This is a genomic window from Pseudomonadota bacterium (genome assembly GCA_016711215.1).
Lineage (GTDB): Bacteria > Myxococcota_A > Polyangia.
This window is the reverse complement of record JADJTL010000002.1, coordinates 122,623-142,813: the sequence shown is the minus strand read 5'-3', so window position 1 is coordinate 142,813 and position 20,191 is coordinate 122,623. Positions and strand designations below refer to the sequence as shown.

Here is a 20,191-nt window from a genome sequence, read left to right as displayed (position 1 = left end):
CGCTTTGGCGGGGGCCAGTGGCTGCGTCGATCGCCTGGCGCTCGACGGTCGGGCCTGCCCCTGCTTGGCGGGCTGGCGCTGCGACCTCTCCAGCCAGCGCTGTGTGCGCCCCCCCTCCAGCGGCGAGCTCGGTCTGCCCGCGGCTGAGGCCGGGGTATTGCGCGATGCGCAGATCGACGCGGGCCGCGACGCGCGCGTCGACGCGTATCGCCCCGACCTGCGGCGCGACGCTTCGCCGCCCGATCGTCCCGCGGTGCTGGCGGACGGCGGCCCCGACGGCCCCAGCGCGAGCGCGCTCTTTGTCGCCGCGCAGACGGGTGACGATGTCGGCGGCGACGGCTCGCGGGCTGCACCCTGGCGCACGATCACGCATGCGCTGCTGCAGCGCAAGACCGAGCCCGAGCTCGTCGTGCTGGCTGGCACCTACCGCGAGTGCGTCGTGGTGAACCAAGGCCACCAGCGCATGATCCTGCGCGGCGAAGACGCGGCGGCGACGGTGATCGACGGCAGTGGCTGCGTGCACACCGTCTGGGTGCAAACGGGCGTCGACGCCAGCGTGGTCGTGAAGGGCTTCACGATCCGCGGCGGCAACGGCGTCGATAGCTGTGGCGGCGGGCTGCGCATCGAGGACGAGGCCTCGCCGCTGATCGAGGGCAATATCGTGCGCGACAACTTCGCGACCACGGGCGGCGGGGTCTGCATCGGCGAGCGCTCTGCCGCCCAGCTCCGCGGCAATCAGCTGCTCGAGAACCACAGCCGCTATGGCGGCGCAGGCCTCTTCCTCGACAGGGCGTCGACGGCGACGGTCGAGGGCAACCTGATCGGCGAGAACATCAACAGCGAATACTGGGGCGGTGGCGTGGCCTGCAAGCACTGCCAGGCGGTTCTGCGGGGCAACACGATTCGCGGCAACCGCACGGGCGCCGGCTCCGTCGGGCACGGAGGTGGTTTGAGCTGCGACGAGGGCGCGCCGACGGTGCAGAACAACCTGATCCTCGGCAACAGCGCGACGGCCTACTACGCTGGCGGCAACGCTGGCGGCCACGGGGCGGAATCTTCGTCGGCGGCTTCATCGACGCCGCGACGCCGACGATCACCAATAACACCCTCGTCGACAACGCCGCCGACTTTGGCGGCGGGATCGCCCTCGGCACCAAGGACGGCTTCTACCACCGCGCCGCAGCCGTACTGCAGAGCAACATCCTCGCGAGCAATCGCCGCGGCCTGGCTGGGGCGGGGGGCGAGGGGCTCTATGTCGGTGACGCCGCCGACAACAGCGCGCTCGTCGACTACAACCTGAGCTGGGGCAACGAGGGTGGCGCCTATGGGGGCTGGGCGCAGACCCACGCGCAGCTCGGCACGCATAACCTCGCGGCCGACCCGCGCTTCGTCGTCGGCCCGCTTGGCAGCTACTATCTCGGCCAGCAGAGCGCCGGCCAGGCCGCGACCAGCCCCGCCGTCGACGCCGGCCACGTGCTCGCCACGGTCGCTGGGCTCACGGCGCGGCACACGCGCAGCGACGGCGTCGCCGACAGCGGCGTCGTCGACCTCGGCTTCCACTACGGCGCGCCCTGAGCGGCGCGGTCGGCGTCCGCCCAGACCTGCAGCGCAATGGCTGCCCGGCGGCCCTACTGGGGTGCGAAGGTCAAGAGCAGCGCCGTGGTAGCGCTGCCGCAGAAGGCGAGCGTGTGGCTCCCCGCCTGCAGCATCCCCGTGGTGACCGTGATCGTGCACTGGCCCGCGCTGTCGTCGAAGACCGTGGGCACGAAGGCGTCGGCGTCGAGCACCTCGAGGCGCAGGTCGTGCGTCGTCAGGTCCGCTTCGGTCGCGCTGAGCAGGACGTTGCCCTCCAAGTTCGGGGCGAAGCTGTCATAGGTCGGCGGCGGCCAGATGATGCCCGCGCGGAGCGTGCCGACGAGCGTCGCGCGCAAGTAGACGTCGGGCGCCCCATCGCCGGTCGGGTCCCAGGGTTGCCCATCGGGGCGTCGCGACGCGACCTCGAGCGTGCGCACGCCGACGGTCCAGCTCGTGTTGCCGCTGCAGACGCCCTGCACGCAGTCTGCGCCGGCGCCGCAGGCGGTGCAGACACCGAACTGGCCGCAGGCGCCGGCGCTCTGCGCCGCCAGCGCCACGCACCGTCCGGCCTGGTCGCAGCAGCCTTGGGCGCAGCTACGGAGGCAGTCTTCATTGCCGAAGGCGCAGACGCCGGCGGCGCAGCTCGCTCCCGGGCAGCTCTGGCAGGCTTCGCCGCCGCGGCCGCAGCTCGTTGGGCCCTGGGTCGCGAGCGCGACGCAGCGCCCGCCGCGATCGCAGCAGCCCGGGCAGCTCGTCGCCGAGCAGCTCAGCCCGCCGGGCACGCAGGTCCCACCGTTACAGCTCGAGCCGAGCTCGCAGGTCTGGCAGACGGCTCCGTTGCGGCCGCAGGCGGTAGCGGCGCTGCCCGGCAGGCAGCTCGTGCCCTGGTAGCAGCAGCCGCTGCAAGCGGCGCAGCCGCCGCCCTGGGCCACGCACTCGCCGAGGACGCAGGACTTGCCCGCCGCGCAGCTCTGGCAGGTGCTGCCGCCCGCCCCGCAGGCCGACGCGCCGACCGCCGTGACGCAGCGCCCGCTCGCACAGCAGCCGAGGCAGTTGGCGTAGCTGCACCCGCCCTGACAGAGCCCACCGACGCAGCCCTCGCCAGGCGGACAGGTCAGGCAGGTGGCACCCGTGGCGCCGCAGGCCTGCGCGCTGGTCCCCGGCTGGCAGCCTCCGCTCGCATCGCGGCAACCGCAGCTCGCGCCACCACCGACGCAGCTCCCGGTCTGGCAGCGCTGCCCCGAGCCGCAGCTCTCGCAGGCGCCGCCGAAGACGCCGCAGGCGTCGTCGGCGATCCCGGCGAGGCAGTCGCCGCCGCGGCAACAGCCCGCGCAGTCGTCACAGCCCCTGCCGCCGTCGCGCGGCTCGCAGCCGGACGCGACGGCCAATACGACGGCCAATACGACGGCCAATACGACGGCCAAGACGCCGGCGAGCAGCGCCCTGACGAGCGGCGCCCGGCGCGCCGGACCTGGCAGCGCCGCGGTCGGGGGCAGGGCCATCATCGGGTCGCCGATTCGCGGAAGGCCACTAAAGGGCGGCAGGCGTGCATCGAGGAGCAGTCTGGCGCCGGGTCCCCAGCCTGTCAATGCAGCCCCAGGCATGCAGCCCCAGGCAGGCAGGCAGGCAGGCAGGCACGCAGGCAGGCACGCCGGGCGGGCGCGACGCCGCTGCAGGTCAGCGGTGGTGGCTCGATCGTTGCCGCGCAAAGACGATCACGTAGGAGCGCTCGGCGCGCTGGATCAAGAGCGTGTGGCGTGGCGACGAGGCGCGCTCGAAGAGGGGGAACCAGGGCTCCGTGCGCAGGAGCGAGTCGGGCTCCTCGATGTACTCCGGTACGAAGAGGTCCAGCTCGAGATAGCGATCGTTGGCGGCGCGACTGACCGCGGGTGCGTAGCTGATCGTCGCCGTCTCGGGTGTCGGGTGCAGCTCATTATGCAGCGCGCCGCCGTAGACCAGCACGAGCTCGCGGCCGCCCGCCAGCGTGCCGCTCAGCTCACGCAGCGCGTCGTCGGCCGCCCGGCGAATCGGATCGGCGCGGACGCCCAGCAGCGCCGTGAGCTTCTCGCGCAGCTTGTTCGCCGTCAGCGCGAGCAGGCCGGCGTAGTCGACCGCGCCGGGCGCGAGCAGGCGCGCGTAGTCAGCACAGCCGACCGTCAGGATCTGAGGACGGATGCGGTAGTGCTGTGCCCGCTTGACCAGCGTGAGCAGCTCGTCCTCCGTGCGAGCGGGCCGCGCGATCGTCCGGGCCACGTCGCTGACCACTTGGGCTTCGGTCGCGCCGCAGCTCCCATCCGTGATCCAGGTCTCGATTACCAGGTCAGAGGTCCGCCGCGCCAGCAAGGGCAGGAGCTCTCGGGTGAAGCGGTGCAACGACGAGGCCGCGCCGCGCTGGCCCGCCCGCTGATGATATTCGCCGATGCCGATCACGCTCGGTTGCTCTTGGCGGAGGATCGCCCGCAGCGCCGCCCGGGGCGAAGCCATCCGCCGCAGCGTGGGCAGCGCGGGCGCAGGACCTGCCTCTTCTTGCGCGGGGCTCATCCGAGCGGCAGGCGTCAGGGGCTGTGCCAGCGCGCGCCCCTGGGCAGCTTGGCTGCCGACGAGCAGCAGCCAGGTGGCGCCCACGCGCCAAGGCGCGCTCATCGCTGCCCTCGTCGCGACGAGCCCAGTTGCGCGCGGCGTGATCACCCTTTTCTCGTGCCACGCGCCCTGGCCGATGGCAAAGGCCAGGCGCGCCGCGCTTGCCCGCGCCGGCGAAGGCTACTACAAGGACGCTAAGGCTAAGCGTAGGCTCGACGGAATCGGGCCTGCGCGTGATCGCGCCGGGCTTCAGGCCGAGTCGAGCCTGCAACGTGGGCCCTGGCACGGCCAGGGCCCCTCACGGAGGCGTGACCGTTCACCGAGGCGCCAGCGTTCACCGAGGCGCCAGCGGAATCTGAAACACGAGCACGGAGGCGTCGACGATGAGCCAGGATGGACGTGAAGGCTCAGAACACGGCGCGCCGCCCCAGGACCTCGCCACCCCGTTGGCGCCGCCGCGCGCAGCGCTGCCCGTCGCCTTCATCGGCACCTATCCGCCACGGCGCTGCGGCATCGCCACCTTCACCCGGGACCTCTCCGCCGCGGGCGGCGCCGCGAGCGAGGGCGTCTGTCCGATGATCATCGCGGTCAGCGATCCCGGAGGTCGGTACGAGTACCCGTCCGAGGTGAAGTACGAGATCCGCCAGGGGAGCAGGGGCGACTATGCCCGCGCCGCCGAGTTCATCAACTACTCGGAGGTGCGGCTGGTCTCCATTCAGCATGAGCATGGCATCTTCGGCGGTGACGACGGCGCGTACATCCTCGACCTGCTGACGGCGCTCCGCGCGCCGGCGATCGCCACCCTGCATACGGTGCTCAAGCAGCCCTCGCCTTCGCAGCGCGCGATCATCCAGACGATGTCCCGCGAGTGCGCACGCCTCGTCGTGATGAGCAAGGTGGCGGCGGAGCTACTGACGACGTCCTACGGCGTCGACGAGCAGAAGCTCGCGCTGATCCCGCATGGGATCCCGGAGATGGCGCCGCGAGACCCAGAGCGGCTGAAGGCCAAGTTCGGTGTCGCCGGCCGGCGGATGCTGCTGACCTTCGGGCTCCTCGGACCCAATAAGGGGATCGAGACGGTGATCCGCGCGCTGCCCGGCGTGGTCGCGAAGTTTCCCGATGTGGTCTACTTCGTCGTCGGCGCGACGCATCCGATGATCGTGCGCTGGCACGGCGAGGCCTACCGGACCTCGCTCGAGCGCGAGGCCGAGCGTCTCGGCGTGCGCGAGCATGTCGTCTTCCGTGACCAATTCGTCGCCAACGACGAGCTCTGCAACTATCTGCAGGCCGCCGACCTCTACATCAGCCCCTACCAAAACGTGGCGCAGGTCACGAGCGGCGCGCTCTCCTACGCGATGGGGGCGGGCGCGGCCGTCGTCTCGACGCCCTACTGGCACGCCGCGGAGCTCCTCGACGACGGCAATGGGCAGCTCTTTCCCTTCGGCGATCACGAGGCCTTGGGCGCCGCGCTGGTCGCCCTCTTCGACTCCCCGGCCGAGATCGAGCGCATCCGCAACCGCGCCTTCGAGTTCACCCGTCCGATGCTCTGGCCGCGGATCAGACGGGCGCACCTCGCGCTCGGGAGCAGGGTCTTGGCGGAAGCGCTGCCGACGCGGTCGACGCCGATCAGGCCGCTGCGCGCCAGCAGTCTCCCCGAGCTGCGCCTCGATCATCTGCTCCGCCTGACCGATGACACGGGCGTGATCCAGCACGCGCGCTACAGCGTGCCTGCCCGAAACAGCGGCTATTGCGTCGACGATAACGCGCGCGCCCTGATGGTCGCGCTCCAGGCGGCGCGGTTGAGCAGCGACCCCAAGACCACGGCGCTGGTGACCACCTACCTCAGCTACCTGCACTGCGCGCAGACGGAGGCGGGCGACTTCCAGAACTTCATGGCCTACGATCGGACGCAGGCGCTGAGTCCCGGTTCGGAGGACTGCCTCGGTCGGGCGATCTGGGCCCTGGGCACGACGGTCGCGCTCGGCAGCGACGAGGGCTGCCGCCTGCTCGCGAGGGAGATGCTCGAGCGGGCCCTGCCGCGCGCGATGGACCTCGGCCCGCGCGGCACCGCTTCGACGATCCTCGGGCTGGCGAGCTTGGTCGCCGCCGAACCCGCCGATGAGGCGGCGAAGCGTAGCCTGAGCCAAATGGCCGAGAAGCTCGTCAAGCGCTACGAGGAAGAGGCCAGCGACGACTGGCGTTGGTTCGAGCCGACGCTGACCTATGAGAATGCCGTCCTTCCCCTAGCGCTCTTCAAGGCCTTCGCCGTCACCGGCGAGCGGACGAGCTTGCGCGTGGCGCGCGAGTCGCTCGAGTTCCTCGAAGGTACCTGCTTCGAGCAGGGGCGCCTGACCCTGGTGGGGAACGCGGGCTGGCATTGCCGCGGCGGAAGCAAGCCCCCCGCTGATGAGCAGGCGATCGACGCGGCGGCCTTTGTGCTCGGCTTTCGGGGCGCCTTCATCACCACGGGAGACCATCACTACCTTCGGCGCATGCGTCAGGCCTTCGCCTGGTTCCTCGGCGCCAACCGGCTCGGCGTGGCTCTCTACGACCCCGTGACGGCGGGCTGCTGTGACGGGCTCGGTGCCACCGAGGTCAACAAGAACCAAGGCGCGGAGAGCACGATCTGCTTTCTGCTCGCGCTGGTGGAGATGCTCGACCTCGCCGGCGAGGGCCTGGAGTACGCGCTCGCGCCGCTTGCCGGCGGCGTGCCAGGGGCTCAGGCGTGAGCGGCGCGGGGCTGGTGATAAGCCGAAGCGGGTTCGTCCTGCGGCCCGATCCGCGCCGGGTCCTCGCCAGACCCTTTCTTCCGGGCGAGGAGATCGTGGGTGGCGGCAAGTCGCGGGCGCTGCTGCTGCTGGAGCGGATCCTCGCGCTCGCGGAGCCAGAGGTCGCCACGGCGCTCGCCGGCGTCATGGCCGACTTCGCCTCGCGCCACAAGGCCTTCGAGCAGCTCCTGGAGCGCCACTTCGAGCGCGTCGCGCACCACCTGCCCGCGGGAGCCGGCCTCAGTCGCGAGCGAAGGCTGCTGATCGGCGCCTACTTCACCCATGAGTATTCGGTGGAGGCCGCCGCGCTCTTCAACCCCTCGATGGTCCTCGCGCCCGATCAGCGCGGGCTTGCCGCCGGCGCTTGCCGCTTCCTGATGAGCCTCCGGGCGGTCGGCGAAGGGCATGTCTCGTCGATCGAGTTCCGCTCTGGCACGATCGACAGCGCGAATCACGTCAGCTTCGACGCCGTCGGTTCGATGCTCGTCAACGGGCAGCGCACCTCGCCGACGAGTTACGACAAGAAGCAATTCTGCGCCAAGCTCGCCGAGCTCGGCGCCGATAATCGCCTCTCCCGAGAGGTGCTCGGCAGCCTCGCGGATCGCTTCACGCCCGAGGATTTGGAGCGCGCGCTCGCGTTGCTGGAGCGGGAGGGCGCGCCGCCCGCCCTGCGCTACGAAACCGCGAAGCTGATTCGCGTCCTCGCGGCCTCGAGCTACGTCACGCGCTTCCCCGCGGATTCCGAGCTCGCGGAGCGCGTGATCTTCCCCGCCGGGCCGAATGAGACGCGCGGGATGGAGGATGCTCGCTTTGTTCGCTTCGTCGAGGACGACGGAGCGGTCAAGTACTACGCGACCTACACGGCCTTCGACGGCTTCGAGATCTTTCCCCAGCTGATCGAGACGGAGGACTTCGTCTCGTTCGCGATCTCGACGCTCAATGGTGCGGCGGCCCAGAACAAGGGCATGGCGCTCTTTCCCCGTCGCGTCGACGGCAAGTATTTGATGCTCTCGCGAAAGGATCGCGAGAACCTCCACCTCGCGAGCTCGACCGACGTGCGCTTCTGGCACGACGTCGCCGCGCTGCACGCGCCGTCGAGCTTCTGGGAGCTGCAGCAGATCGGCAACTGCGGCTCACCGCTAGAGACCGAGGCGGGTTGGCTGGTGCTGACGCACGGCGTCGGGCCGATGCGGCGCTACACGCTGAGCGCCTTGCTCCTCGATCGCGCGGATCCGTGGCGGGTGATCGGTGCGCTACCCTTGCCCCTGCTGGCGCCGGACGACGAGGAGCGCGAAGGCTACGTGCCGAACGTGCTCTACTCCTGCGGCGGCATGATCCACGGCGACACCCTGGTGCTGCCCTACGGCTGCTCCGATCAGGGCGTCAGCCTCGCGCTGATCGCGTTGCCCGAGCTGCTGGCGGCGCTGCGCCACGCTGGGTCGGCGCGCCAGCGCTAGCCGAGGGCGGCGAGGACGCGGCGCAGTCGTTCGTCCGCTTCCTTCGCGATCGGCTCCAGCTCGGGCTTGGCGACGACGCTGAACATCATCTGCGGGTTGACGATGGAGACGAGGATTCCCCCCTCGGCCTGCTGGAGCACCACGTTGCAGGGCAAGAGCAGCCCGACCTGCGGATCGGCCTCGAGGGCCCGGTGGGCCAGCGTCGGGTTGCAGGCGCCGAGGATGACATAGGGCCTGAAGTCGAGCTCGAGCTTCTTCTTCAGCGTCGCCTTGACGTCGATCTCGGTCAGCACGCCGAAGCCCTCGGCGGCGAGCGCCGCCGTCACCTTGGCCCGCACCACGTCGAGCGACGCCCCGGTGATCCGCTTCTCGTAACCATAGGTCTGAGCCTGCATCGCTGGTCCTCCTCTGTGCCTCCGCGCCCGTGGGCGGGTCGCCGCCTCGGTTGCGTCAGTACTGTGGACCGTTGCGCAGCTGGCGTCGACGCGCAAGGGCTCGTCGAGGGCGGCTTAGGGGGGTCGGCTCGGCGTTAGTAGCAGGTGCCGCAGTCGGCGGGGCAGTCACGGCAGCTCTCGCCGGCGTTGCAGACGCCGTTACCGCAGACCGCCGGGGTGCAGGTATTCCCGGCGACGCAGTCCGCCGGGCAGCTCGCCGCGGTCTCCAGCGCGCCATCGCAGACGCAGTCGCCGCAGGTGGTGGCGCAGTCGAGGGCACAGCTATTGTTGATTGCCTCGTTGAGCGCACAGAGGCCATCGCCGCAGCTCGAGAGCGAGACCGGCACGATGGCGGTGCCGCCCGCGGGTGCGCCGAGCGCGCCGTAGCCGTTGGAGCCCCAGCAGGCAATCGTTCCGTCCGTGCGCCGCGCGCAGCCGTGCATGGCGAAGTGTGCGACCTCCGCAACGGTGGTGCCCAGCGCGGTGATGGCGACCGGCTCGTACTGATTACCCCAGGTGCCGTCGCCGAGGCGGCCGTCGTTGGAGCCCCAGCACCACAGCGCGCCCGTCGTCAGCCGCGCGCAGGTGGACCAGTCGGTGGTCACAACCTCGGCGACGGTGGTGCCGAGCGCGGTCACCGCCCGGGGCAGGCTGCTGTTGCTGCCCAAGCCATCACCGAGCTGCCCGAAGCCGCCGTTGCCCCAGCACCTGAGCGTGCCGTTGGTCAGCCGGGCGCAGGTGTGGCCGCCGTGCGTCGCGACGTCGGCGACGATGGTGCCCAGCGCCGTGACCTTGACCGGCTGCAGGCGGTTGATCGTCGTGCCGTCGCCGAGCTGGCCCCAGTCGTTGGAGCCCCAGCACCAGAGCGTTCCGTCGGCGCGGCGCGCACAGGCGTGCCCGTTGCCCTCAGGGAGGTTGCCGGCGTTGTCGTTGCCCAGGGCGAAGCGCGTCGCGGTGGTGCCGAGGGCGGTGACCTTCACCGGCGTGAGCCGCTGGATCGTCGTGCCATCGCCGAGCTGCCCGTAGGCGTTGCGGCCCCAACACCACAACGTGCCATCCGAGCGGCGCGCGCAGGTGAACTCATCGTCCGCCGCGATCTCGGCGACGTTGGTGCCGAGCGCCGTGATCACGTAGGGCGAGAAGCGGGTGTCGGCGGTGCCATCGCCGACCTGGCCGTAACCGTTGTGGCCCCAGCAGGAGAGGCGTCCGTCGCGCGTTCGGACGCAGGTGGTGTTGTCGCCGAGCGCGAGCTCCAGCGCGGTCGTGCCGAACGAGGTCACCTGCACTGGGCTCTCGCGGTCGAGGAAGGTGCCATCGCCGATCTGGCCCATGTTCCCCTGGCCCCAGCACCAGAGGGTGCCGTCGCTGCGGCGCGCGCAGCTATGATGGGAGCCGACGGCGATCTCGACGTAGGGCGTGCGGCGGCAGTCCGTCTTGCCCTGGGCGAGGCCGCAGGTGCTCTCGGTCTCGCTGCCCGTGCAGCGGCCGTCCCCGCAGCTTTCGTCGCGGCAGTCGGCCGGGCAGCTCTGCTTGGTCTCGGTGCGGCTGCAGACGCCGTCGCCGCAGTCGCAGCTCAGCCCCCGGGCCCGCGCGGGGGTCTTCTCCAGGGCCATCGTCCCCGTGCCCAACGAGCCACCGGTGTTGACTCCCCAGCAATGGAGCGTGCCATCGATGAGGCGGGCGCAGGTGTGGTCCTGGCCGACGCGCACCTCCGCGACTGTCGACCCGAGCGCCGACACCTTGGTGGGCGTCAGCGCGTTCGGATACGAATAGAGGCCCGAACCATTGCCGAGCTGCCACCAACCGCCGGCGCCCCAGCAGTAGAGCTCACCGGTGGAGCGACGCGCACAGGTCGCGAAGCTCCCCGCCGCGAGCTGGGTCAGCGAGGTGAGCGCCGTCGCCACGACGGGGGTCAGCCGCGACACGGTCGTGCCGTCGCCGAGCTGGCCATAGCTGTTGTCGCCCCAACACCAGGCCTTGCCGTCGCGCAGCCGAGCGCAGCCGTGGTACTGGCCGAGGCTCACCTCGTAGACCTGGGTGCCGAAGGCCGTCACCTGCGTCGGCGTAGCGCGCGCCACGGTCGTACCGTCACCGAGCTGGCCGTGCTCGTTGGCGCCCCAGCAGAACAACTGGGAGGTCTTGCTGCGCGCGCAGGTGTAGGCGTAGTGCGCCGCGAGCTGGATCGCGTTGGCGGCGATCGCCGTCACCTGCACGGGGTTGGGGCGGTTGATGGTCGTGCCGTCGCCGAGCTCGCCCTTGCCGTTGGCGCCCCAGCAGCGCACGGTCCCGTCGCTCTTCTTGGCGCAGCTATGGAAGAGGCCCATCGCGAGCTGGTCGACCGAGGGGGCGGTGCCGAGACCCGTGACGCGCGCGGGGCCCGTGCGACTGTCATAGGTGCCGTCGCCGAGCTCGCCGTACCAGTTGGCGCCCCAACACCAAACGTTGCCATCGCTCGTGCGGGCACAGGTGTGCAGGCCCGGCGCGACCTCGAGCACCCCCGTCAGCGGGGCGCCGCCGGCGCTCATCAGGACGGGGCCCGGAAGCGCCGTGCCGCCGTCGAAACGACCGAGCTGACCGTAGTCATTGAAGCCCCAGCACCAGAGCGTGGTGTCGCTCTTCACCGCGCAGGAGACGCCCGACCCTGCGGCGAACTTGCCGATACAGCAGCTCTGGCCCGGCTCGCAGGTGGCGAAGCTCGGGCAGCGCCGCGGCGTCGTGTCGCCGATGTTGAGGCCGAGCAGCGCCTGGTTGGCGGCGGTGCCGATCGGGAAGACACTGCAGCCGGAGGCCGTTTGCGGCGTCAGCACGGGCAGGCCCCAGTCGCTGGCCCAGGTGCAGTTCTGCGTGTACCAGGGAGCCACGCTCAGGTCGATGGCGATCCCGCTGAGCGTGCCCTTGGAGGCCAGGTCGGGGTAGCTCTTGTAGCCGGCCTCGCATTGGTTCAGCTCGTTGGCGCTGAAGGCCAGCCCACCCGTGACGTTGGCCCGGTTATAGGGGCTGACGGCGACGCCGCTGCGGCTGGTGGCGGTCTTGACCGCGATCGCGGCGAGGTAGTCGGCCTCCTTCTTGGTCGAGGTACCTGCATGCACGTCGCGCGGGTTGAGGCCCCAGGCGTCATCGAGCGCGTAGCCGGCAACGGCCGTGTTGCCCTGCTTGGGCTCGACGATCGAGGCCAGGTGGCCGTTGATGAACTGGAAGTGCTTATCCCAGACGTTGCTTTTCCAGGTCAGGCTCGAGAGGTAGATCGGCCGCGGGGAGTTCGTGCCTTCCTTTACCGCATAGCCGCTGACCCCTTCGGCGACGCGCCCCTTGCCGCAGCGGTAGGTGGCCTTGTTCAGCGCCACATCCCAGGACTGGATGCAGAGGTAGCGGAAGTAGGTGGTGAAGGAGGGGATGGTGCCGTCGCCGTTGAGCGCCTGGACCTCGGGACCATCGACCGGGTGCAGCAGGAAGGGACGGTAGCCCTTGTCGGCGCAGGCGAGGCCGAGGCCGGCGAAGACCTCGTAGTTGACCGTCTTGTCGATCCCGCCCGCGGGATTGAAGGTGCCGTTGCCGTCGAAGTCCTCGTCCATCGGAAGCGTGACCGTCGGGCAGGCGCCCGGCTGCCCCAGCGCGATACCCGTGTCGCAGGCCTCGCCGGCGTCGACGACGCCATTGCCGCAGGTGGCCAGGTTGGTGTCGGCGCACTTCACGCGCACCCGCTCGAATTGCTTCTTGAGCACGATCCAGCGCGGCAGAACGATGTTGGCCGGCTGGCCGGCGACGGTCACCGGGCCCATGCGCGTCGCCGGGCAGAGCGCGGCGTTTTGCTCGAAGGTGAACTTGGAGAAGGTGACGTGCGGCAGCACGGAGGTGGGCACGCTGTTACTGAAGGTGATCGCGTTCGTCGCGTTCATCGCGTTCATCGCGTTCATCGCGTTCATCGCGTTCATCGCGTTCATCGCGTTCATCGCGTTCATCGCGTTCATCGCGTTCATCGCGTTCATCGCGTTCATCGCGTTCATCGCGTTCATCGCGTTCATCGCGTTCATCGCGTTCATCGCGTTCATCGCGTTCATCGCGTTCATCGCGTTCATCGCGTTCATCGCGTTCATCGCGTTCATGCTGGCTTGCGCCCGCACGGCCGGCGGTGGCGCGAGGTCGCTGTCGTCGACGAGGGCCTCGCAGCCGACCAGCAATCCCAGGGCGGCCAAGGCCCCGAGGCGAGCCACCCGCAGCGCCGTACCCGATCCCCCCTGACGGACGAATTGAGGCAGTAGCACGGGGCACCTCGCCTATGGTTGATGCCTAACAGGTATGCTAGCCTGCAGAATTTGTAAAGAGTAAAAAAATGAGCCTCGCAGCAGTTCCGGATGTCATTGAGCTTGCTTGCTTTTTTCGCCTGCGCTCGGAGGTGCGTACCGGCCTCGCCAGCGGCTCGTCGGGGAGTTGCAGCGATTCTCCACGAGAAAGCGGCGCTGAGGGCCGCGCAACGCCCGTGGCGGGCGTCCCGGCCGGCGCCGCGCTGGGCCCGGCTCTGCCCTGCCGAGCAGGTTCTGATCATGAAACGCCGGTGCTAGACTCCGGGCGCATGTCGGCAGTCAGCAGCAGCAGCGGGGGATCATCGGAGGCTGGAGGGATCCCGCGAGATCCGGGCGACGCCACCGCCTCGGACAGCGGTGGACGGCTGGTGCTCCTGGTCCGCGACCCGACCTCACTCTATGCGCATTGGGAGCTCTTCCCGCTGCCGGTGGAGGGCGCGGCGTCGCGCTGGGCCCTCCGGCTCTTCGATCTGACCACGCGCAATCCGGCCGCCACCATCGAGTACAGCTGCCCGGTCGGCGCGCAGGCTGGTCAGGTGACGGAGGTTTCGCCCGAGCGCAGGTATCGCGCCGAGCTCGGTTCCTACGACGCGCTCGACCGCTGGCAGCTGCGTCTCGAATCCAACGCGGTGCAGACGCCGCCAGCGTCCCCCTCGAGCTGGATCGACGATCGCTTCGTCACCATCGACTGGGAAACGACGCTCTCCGGCTACGCACCGCCCCCGCTGGCGGAGGTGCCGCCCCCGCCCCTCGCGGCGCCGCTCGCCGCGGGGGACCGGCGTGACGGGACGCTCTTGCGCAAGCCCCTGCCCGGGATGCCCGGCGCGGCTGCCGCGCGCGCGCCGAGCGCCTCCGACGCGGTCGCCGAGGCTTGCGAGGCGCCCGCCGCGCGCGCGCGCCCTCCGCTCGCGACAGCACCGCTGGCGACAGGGCCAGGCGCCGCCGCGCGCGCGCGCCCCGCCCCTGCGCCTGGCGCCGCGGGCGCACGGTCGGGGTCGAGGTGGCGACTCGACGAGGGCGGTCGCCAGCTCCTGCCCCTGCCGCCCTTTGCGCCGCTTTGCGAGGCGCTCGCCGGCGGCTCGACGGCCTTCGTGGTTCCTGCCGCCGCCAGCGACGGGCCCGGCGGCTGAGTCGGCGATGGAGGGCCCCGCATGCCTTGCCCTGGTGCTGCACGCGCACCTGCCCTTTGTTCGGCATCCGGAGCACGAGGTCTTTCTCGAAGAAGACTGGTTGTTCGAGGCGATCACCGAGAGCTACTTGCCGCTGATCGCGATGCTGCTGCGGCTGCAGCAAGAAGATGTAGCCTTTCAGCTCACGCTCTCGCTCAGCCCACCCTTGCAGACGATGCTCGGCGACACGCTGCTGCGGCAGCGCTACGCGCGCTACGCTGCCGATCTCGACGCGCTGCTGACGCGCGAGGAGGCGCGCGCTCAGGGCGACGCGCCCTTGGCCGCGGTCGTCGCCCATCATCGTCGTCGCCTCGGCGCCGCGATGTGCACCTGGGCCGCGCTCGACGGTGATCTGCTCACGCCTCTGGCCCGGCTGCAGGACACCGGCCACCTCGACCTGATCACCTCGGCCGCAACCCACGGCTACCTGCCGCTGATGGCGCCGCAGCCGGCCGCCGCGCGCGCGCAGATCGCGGTCGCCGTCGCCGAGCACACGCGTCGCTTCGGACGGCCGCCCTCCGGGTTGTGGTTGCCCGAGTGCGGCTATGCGCAGGGCCTCGACCGTCTGCTCGGCGCCGCCGGGCTGCGCTACTTCGTCAGCGACACGCGGGCGCTGCTGCTGGCCCGACCGCGCCCGCGTTGCGGCTATCACGCGCCGGCCTTTTGCGCCGACAGCGGCGTGGCGGTCTTCGCCCGCGACCCGGAGCCCAGCGAGCAGGTCTGGAGCCGCGAGCGCGGCTATCCGGGCGACCCTGCCTACCGTGACTTCTTTCACGACCTGGCGGATGAGCGCTCCCTTGCCGAGCTCGGCGCCTTCGTGCTTCCCGATGGCCAGCGGCGGCGCACGGGCCTCAAGTACCGTCGGATTACCGGCCATAACGGCGACCTCAAGCAGCTCTACGATCCGGCCGCAGCGCTGCGCGTGGCGCATCGGCATGCCCAGGACTTCGTCGACAAGCGCTTGGCGCAGCTCAGCGGGCTGCGCGCCGTGTTGCCCCAGGTCGTCGTCGTCGCGGCCTACGACGCCGAGCTCTTCGGTCACTGGTGGCACGAGGGCTGCGCTTGGTTGGAGCAGGTGATTCGCTTGCTGGCGACCCAGCCGCGTGGGGCGCCGACGCTGACGCACCTCGCGGGCTACCTGCGGCGCCATCCCACGCAGCAGCTGCTGCGACCGGCCGAGTCGAGCTGGGGCGCCGGCGGATATCATCAATACTGGCTCGATGGCACCAACGCGTGGATCTATCCGCGCCTGCACCGTGCCACCGCCGAGATGATCGCCCTGGCTCGCCGCCACGTCGCGCCCGCGCCCCTCGTCAGGCGCGCGCTCAACCACGCGGCCCGCCTGCTGCTCTTGGCGCAGGCCAGCGACTGGGCCTTCATCATGCGCAGCAATACGGCGGTGGACTACGCCACGCGGCGGACGGAGGCGCATCTGGGCGACTTCGCGCGTTTGACCGAGCAGGTCGCGGGCGGCACAATCGACGAGGCCTGGCTCGGCGAACGGGAGCGCGCCGAGAACATCTTTCCGACGATCGACTTTCGCACCTACGCCTAGCAGCTCGGAGAGGGGAGCGCGAGGCGCTCCGCTCCTGGACAGACTTGGCTTCGGTTCCTACAATCCGCCGACACTCGAGGTACGCTTTTGGCCTTGTCCGCGCATCAGCTCATCGATCAGGCCACGGCCTCCCCTGACCCGGAGCGCCGTCGCGAAGCCTTCTTGGCCTTGTTGCAGTCGGAGCGGTGGAGCGCCGCGCTCGTGGCTGCGGTCGTCGGTAGCCAGACCGTCCCGCTGCGCGGTAGCCGGCAACCCGATTGGATCGGCTTACGTCAGGCCGCGTCGACCATCGCGACGGACGAAGAGAAGGTGCAGTGCTGCCTCGAGCTGGCGGGCCAGGTGCCCGCCGACGCGCTGCTCTTGGCGCTGGCGCGCCAGATGGGGAGCGGGCTGGTCGAAAGTGCCCTGAGCCATTTACGTACGGCCGAGGGTTCCCGGCGGCAGATGCTCAATCGCGTGCTGCAGGAGGCGGACCCCGCCTGGGTCGACCATCCGGCCGCCGGTCAGACGATTCGCCGGCAGCTCGCCAGCAGCGACGGCAGTCGCGGCGAGCTGATGACCGCGCTCGCACGCGCTGGGACTCTCGGTACCTTTACCACCGCGCTGCATCGCTCCCCGCCGACCACGCCCGAGGAATGGAACGCGCTCGGGCGCGCGAAGCTGGTCGATCCCGACCTGATCAACCTGGCGTTGGCGCTGCTGGCGCGCGTCCCTGGCACGCTGCTCTATCTGGCGCGCCTTCCCGAGCCGCCGGCCGCGCTGCTGCCGCGGATGCTCGCGGCCGCCACGCCCGAGTGGACGATGGGCGCGCTCGACCTCGCGATGCAGCACAGCGCGGATTGTCCCGCGCTCGTGCCGCTGGCGACGCTCAGCGTGCAGCGTGGCGGCGCGGGGTTCTCCTACGGTCTGGCGTGGACCAGCGCCTCGAAGCTCGGGCGCAGCCTGTTGGCGCTGCTCGGCGAGCGCTTGCGTGTCGGCGGACCGACCGGCCTCGTCGACCAGATGTTGCGCAGCCGCTCGCAGCTCACCTCGGCGAACCGCGCGCTGGCCCAGGGGCGGCGCGGCGAGGCGCCCGATGCGCTCGATGCGGCGGCGCTGGTGCGCCAGTTGACCGGCGAGAAGGCGCGCGCGATGGCCCGGGAGATCCTCGAGGAGCCGCGACTCAACCTCGTCGAGCCGGTGCTCCATCACCTCTGCGCGGTGCGCGACGAGGCGGCGCGCGAGGTCGCGGCGCTCTGCACCGACGCGCGGCCCGAGGTGGCGGCCCGCGCCCAGCAGGCCTGCGCCTGGCCGGACGTTCGCTGGTCCCCCAACCAGCTGGCCACGATGGAAGTGCCCATCGACTGAGGCAGCGCCGATCGACCGGCGCCTGGTCGCTTGAAGGTCGGCCTCGCTCGCGCTAGACCGCTGCCGACCCTCGTTGCGGAGCCCGTGTCTCCGCGGAGCCGATGTCCCGTGCCAGAGCCACGACTTCCCCCTTGGCTACGCGTCAAGCTGCCCGGCGGCGGCCAGTACTATGCCGTGCGTGAGCGGCTCGGGGCCCAGGGTCTGCATACGGTCTGCGAGGAAGCGCGTTGCCCGAACCTCTCCCAGTGTTGGGGCGGCGGCACGGCGACCTTCATGATTCTCGGCAAGGTCTGCACTCGCGGCTGTCGCTTCTGCGATGTCACCTCCGGTCGCCCGCCCTCGCCACCGGACCCGGCGGAGCCGGCGCGGGTGGCCGAGGCCGCGGTGGCGATGCGGCTGCGCCACGTGGTCGTGACCTCGGTGGACCGTGATGAGCTGCCAGATCAGGGCAGCGGGCACTTCGTCGCGGTCGTGGGCGCGCTCAAGCAGCGCCTACCGGCAGCCGTCGTCGAGCTGCTGACGCCTGACTTCCAGGGGGATGCCGTGGCGCTGGCCGCCGTGGCGGGCTCCGGTGCCGAGGTGTTGGCGCATAACCTCGAGACCGTCGCCTCGCTCAGCGAGCAGGTCCGTGACCGGCGCTGCAGCTATGCGCTTTCGCTGGCGGTGCTGCGCGCCTACCGCGCCGCCGATCCCACGCGCTTGATCAAGTCCTCGCTGATGCTGGGGCTGGGCGAGTCCACCGACGAGGTGGTCGAGGCCCTGCGCGATCTACGGCAGGCCGGCGTCGACTGGGTCACCCTGGGGCAATACCTGCGCCCGAGTCGCAAGCACCTCGCCGTCGAGCGCTTCGTGCCGCCGGAGGAGTTCGAGGCGCTGGCCGAGCGGGCGCGCGCGCTGGGCTTCGCGCTGGTGCACGCCGGCCCGCTGGTGCGCAGCTCCTATCGCGCGGGCGAGCAGGGGGCGGCGGCGCTGATCGCGCAGCGCCGTGGCCTCAGCGCGCAGGTCGCCGCCGGCTGAGGCCGGGCGTCCCCGCGCACGCCCGACGCACGCCGCCCTCAGCCGCCGCGCACGACGAACTCGCGCTCGGCCAGCACCCGTTGCTGCTCGGGGTCGACGAGGAAGCTGTGTCCACGCCCCAGCGTGTGGTCGAGCTGCATCAGGTACCAGACGTCGATCGTCCAGCGCGTCGAGTCGGTCTCGCAAGGCGGCGTCCAGGCGACCGCCTCGAGCTCGCCGAGGTGATTGGGACGCTTCCCCTTCGTCGCTGCCAGCAGCCGCTGGAACTGCTCGGACTGCCGCGCCGCACGCAGGGCGCTGCGGGCGTCCTTGGGGTTGATCTCGCGCCGCCAGCCGCTGACCAGTCGCATCGGCACGACCGTGCCCTCGGCGTCGACCTCGCCCTCGTAGACCTCATCGGCGCCGAGGCCGGTGTAGTCGGGCACGTCGAACTCGGGCTGCAGGTCACGCTCGGCGATCGCCGCGCTGCGGGCCGCCAGGGCACTTGCGCCCTGGTCGAAGGCGTTCGGCGAGTAGTAGGCGTAGAGGCGCAGCACCGCCTGTTGCGAGGGCAGGCGATGATCCCAGTCCAGCACCGCGATGCAGCCGACGTAGCTCGCGCGGGCGAAGGCCACGAGGGGCCGCAGCGTGGCGTGCAGGCGTGCCTCTTGCTCTGCGCTGGCCAAGAGCCCCTGGTGCACGAGGCGCGGATGCCGCTGCAGCGTCGCCAGGAGCTGGTCGACCTCGAGAATGCGTGTTGCCTTGCCCACCGCGCGCCCGCCCCCCGCTACGGGGCGGATGATAGCCTCGCCGCGCCACCGGGGGCCAGTCGGGGGGCCAGTCGGGGGGCCAGTCGGGGGGCCAGTCGGGGGGCCAGTCGGGGGGCCAGTCGGGGGCCCGTCGGCCGGGCCCCCCGCGCCCTCCGCGCGGCCCCCCGCGAGGGCTCTTCCTCCAGGGGGTCGGGCGCCTGGAGGGCTAGAGGGGAAACTCCAGGGCGAAGAAGAAGCCGCCGCGTCGGTGCAGCGTCAGAGCCATGACCGCCGCTGAGACGGGGAGGATCGTGTTGGTATCCGACCCGCCGAACGCCGCCGCCGTCGCCGCCGTGAGCTGCGCCACTGTGGCAGCCGACGGCCGGTCCGACCCAGCGCTGGAGGGCTGCGAGGCGAAGAGCGTCAGTCGCGCCCCCTTGGGGCCGTTGAGCTCCCACACAAAGGCCTTACTCCACCCTAGGGCCACCTCGCGCCGGCTACGCGCTGCCGCGGCCTCCAGGGCCTCAGCAACGCGGCCCAGTGCGAAGTGGGTTAGAGCTGGTCGAAGGAGCTCGCCGAGCTCGAAGTGCGCGAGGGCCAGCGGGCGCGAGCCCTTGCCAAGGACGCTCCCCTGCTCTCGAGCGGCCTGCACATAGGCCGCGGCGGCGGTCGCGACCGCGGTCCTGAGGAGGGGCGAGGCGTTGTCCAGGTCCGGCGAGCCTGGGCTGCTGAAGGGCGGGGGGCCCATGGCTCGCGCGACCTGGCCCGCCGCGAGCGACTCGCGAAGGCTCTCGTAGAACTCGTCTACCGCCCTCTGGAAGGGGCCCGCGCCGCGCTGCATCTGGGCCGCGAGGGCCGAAGGATTGTGCGGGGCTTCTGGGGCTCCCCGCTGAAATACTTGGTAGGTGACGTGGCCGTCGGTGTTGGTTCCGCTAGCCGGGCTGGGCGTCAGGTTACAGATGCCCGCCTGGGTCAGGCACATGACCTCCGCATCCCTCAGCTCGCGCCCTGTTTCTTGCGCCGGCAAAGCAGCCTCCTCGTCGCGAAGCGGTCACGGCCTCAGCGGCCGAGCCCGCCCAATGGACCGATCCTCGGTAGCTGACGCGCAGTGGCACCGCAAGGCCCAAGCGACAATTAGCCTCCGACCTTGGCTCAGGCGCTGGGGCTCGAGGGTTCGAGCCGCAACAGAATCGAGGGCTGCGAGGGCGAGGGCGTGGGCGTGGCTGGAGGCTCGCCGGAGCGCGCCGCGCTGCTTGGCCA

13 protein-coding genes are annotated in these 20,191 nt (G+C 71.0%); 7 read left to right on the top strand and 6 right to left on the bottom strand.

The genetic code is table 11. The annotated features are described in order from the left end of the window. Positions 1 to 103: 103 nt before the first annotated feature. Positions 104 to 1,300: a right-handed parallel beta-helix repeat-containing protein gene (locus tag IPL40_05710; GenBank protein MBK8480655.1), complete on the top strand. Its 1,197-nt coding sequence runs from the start codon at positions 104 to 106 to the stop codon at positions 1,298 to 1,300. A gap of 328 nt (positions 1,301 to 1,628) precedes the next feature. Here the strand turns inward: IPL40_05710 and IPL40_05705 are convergent, their stop codons facing one another. Together IPL40_05705 and IPL40_05700 are read right to left on the bottom strand one after the other, a co-directional pair. After that, complete coding sequence (locus IPL40_05705; GenBank protein MBK8480654.1) at positions 1,629 to 3,080, bottom strand: hypothetical protein; 1,452 nt, start codon at positions 3,078 to 3,080, stop codon at positions 1,629 to 1,631. A 172-nt stretch (positions 3,081 to 3,252) separates the two neighbouring features. Beyond that, entirely contained in the window at positions 3,253 to 4,218 is a 966-nt protein-coding gene (locus tag IPL40_05700) for a hypothetical protein (GenBank protein MBK8480653.1), read from the bottom strand. A gap of 320 nt (positions 4,219 to 4,538) precedes the next feature. Here IPL40_05700 and IPL40_05695 point away from each other — a divergent pair, with 320 nt between their 5' ends. Continuing rightward, the gene (locus IPL40_05695; protein ID MBK8480652.1) at positions 4,539 to 6,884 is read left to right on the top strand and encodes a glycosyltransferase; all 2,346 of its coding nucleotides are present in this window, start codon (positions 4,539 to 4,541) and stop codon (positions 6,882 to 6,884) included. An 11-nt stretch (positions 6,885 to 6,895) separates the two neighbouring features. Further along, positions 6,896 to 8,380 carry a glycoside hydrolase family 130 protein gene (locus tag IPL40_05690; GenBank protein ID MBK8480651.1) on the top strand — a complete coding sequence of 495 codons (1,485 nt, stop codon included), beginning with the start codon at positions 6,896 to 6,898 and terminating at the stop codon, positions 8,378 to 8,380. On the opposite strand, the gene IPL40_05685 is transcribed toward IPL40_05690, so the two are convergent. Continuing rightward, positions 8,377 to 8,775, bottom strand: a complete 399-nt coding sequence (locus IPL40_05685; GenBank protein MBK8480650.1) for a DUF302 domain-containing protein — start codon at positions 8,773 to 8,775, stop codon at positions 8,377 to 8,379. The two genes, IPL40_05690 and IPL40_05685, sit on opposite strands and share 4 nt — an antisense overlap. A 134-nt stretch (positions 8,776 to 8,909) precedes the next feature. Continuing rightward, on the bottom strand, positions 8,910 to 13,076 hold the full coding sequence (locus tag IPL40_05680; protein MBK8480649.1) for a hypothetical protein: 4,167 nt from the start codon (positions 13,074 to 13,076) through the stop codon (positions 8,910 to 8,912). Between the two features lie 308 nt (positions 13,077 to 13,384). Between IPL40_05680 and IPL40_05675 the strand changes: the two genes are divergently transcribed. The 4 genes from IPL40_05675 to lipA all read left to right on the top strand — a co-directional run bounded on the left by IPL40_05675 (position 13,385) and on the right by lipA (position 18,203). Then, positions 13,385 to 14,245 carry a DUF4912 domain-containing protein gene (locus tag IPL40_05675; protein ID MBK8480648.1) on the top strand — a complete coding sequence of 287 codons (861 nt, stop codon included), beginning with the start codon at positions 13,385 to 13,387 and terminating at the stop codon, positions 14,243 to 14,245. Positions 14,246 to 14,252: 7 nt separating this feature from the next. Continuing rightward, entirely contained in the window at positions 14,253 to 15,839 is a 1,587-nt protein-coding gene (locus IPL40_05670; GenBank protein ID MBK8480647.1) for a DUF1957 domain-containing protein, read from the top strand. A 93-nt stretch (positions 15,840 to 15,932) separates the two neighbouring features. Next, complete coding sequence (locus IPL40_05665; GenBank protein ID MBK8480646.1) at positions 15,933 to 17,186, top strand: hypothetical protein; 1,254 nt, start codon at positions 15,933 to 15,935, stop codon at positions 17,184 to 17,186. A 108-nt stretch (positions 17,187 to 17,294) separates the two neighbouring features. Then, positions 17,295 to 18,203: a lipoyl synthase gene (gene lipA / locus IPL40_05660; GenBank protein MBK8480645.1), complete on the top strand. Its 909-nt coding sequence runs from the start codon at positions 17,295 to 17,297 to the stop codon at positions 18,201 to 18,203. Between the two features lie 38 nt (positions 18,204 to 18,241). Here lipA and IPL40_05655 read toward each other — a convergent pair whose 3' ends face one another. Both IPL40_05655 and IPL40_05650 read right to left on the bottom strand, forming a co-directional pair. After that, positions 18,242 to 18,952: a hypothetical protein gene (locus IPL40_05655; GenBank protein ID MBK8480644.1), complete on the bottom strand. Its 711-nt coding sequence runs from the start codon at positions 18,950 to 18,952 to the stop codon at positions 18,242 to 18,244. A gap of 205 nt (positions 18,953 to 19,157) precedes the next feature. Beyond that, positions 19,158 to 19,958, bottom strand: coding sequence for a hypothetical protein (locus IPL40_05650; protein MBK8480643.1), 801 nt, complete (start codon positions 19,956 to 19,958; stop codon positions 19,158 to 19,160). Positions 19,959 to 20,191: the final 233 nt, after the last annotated feature.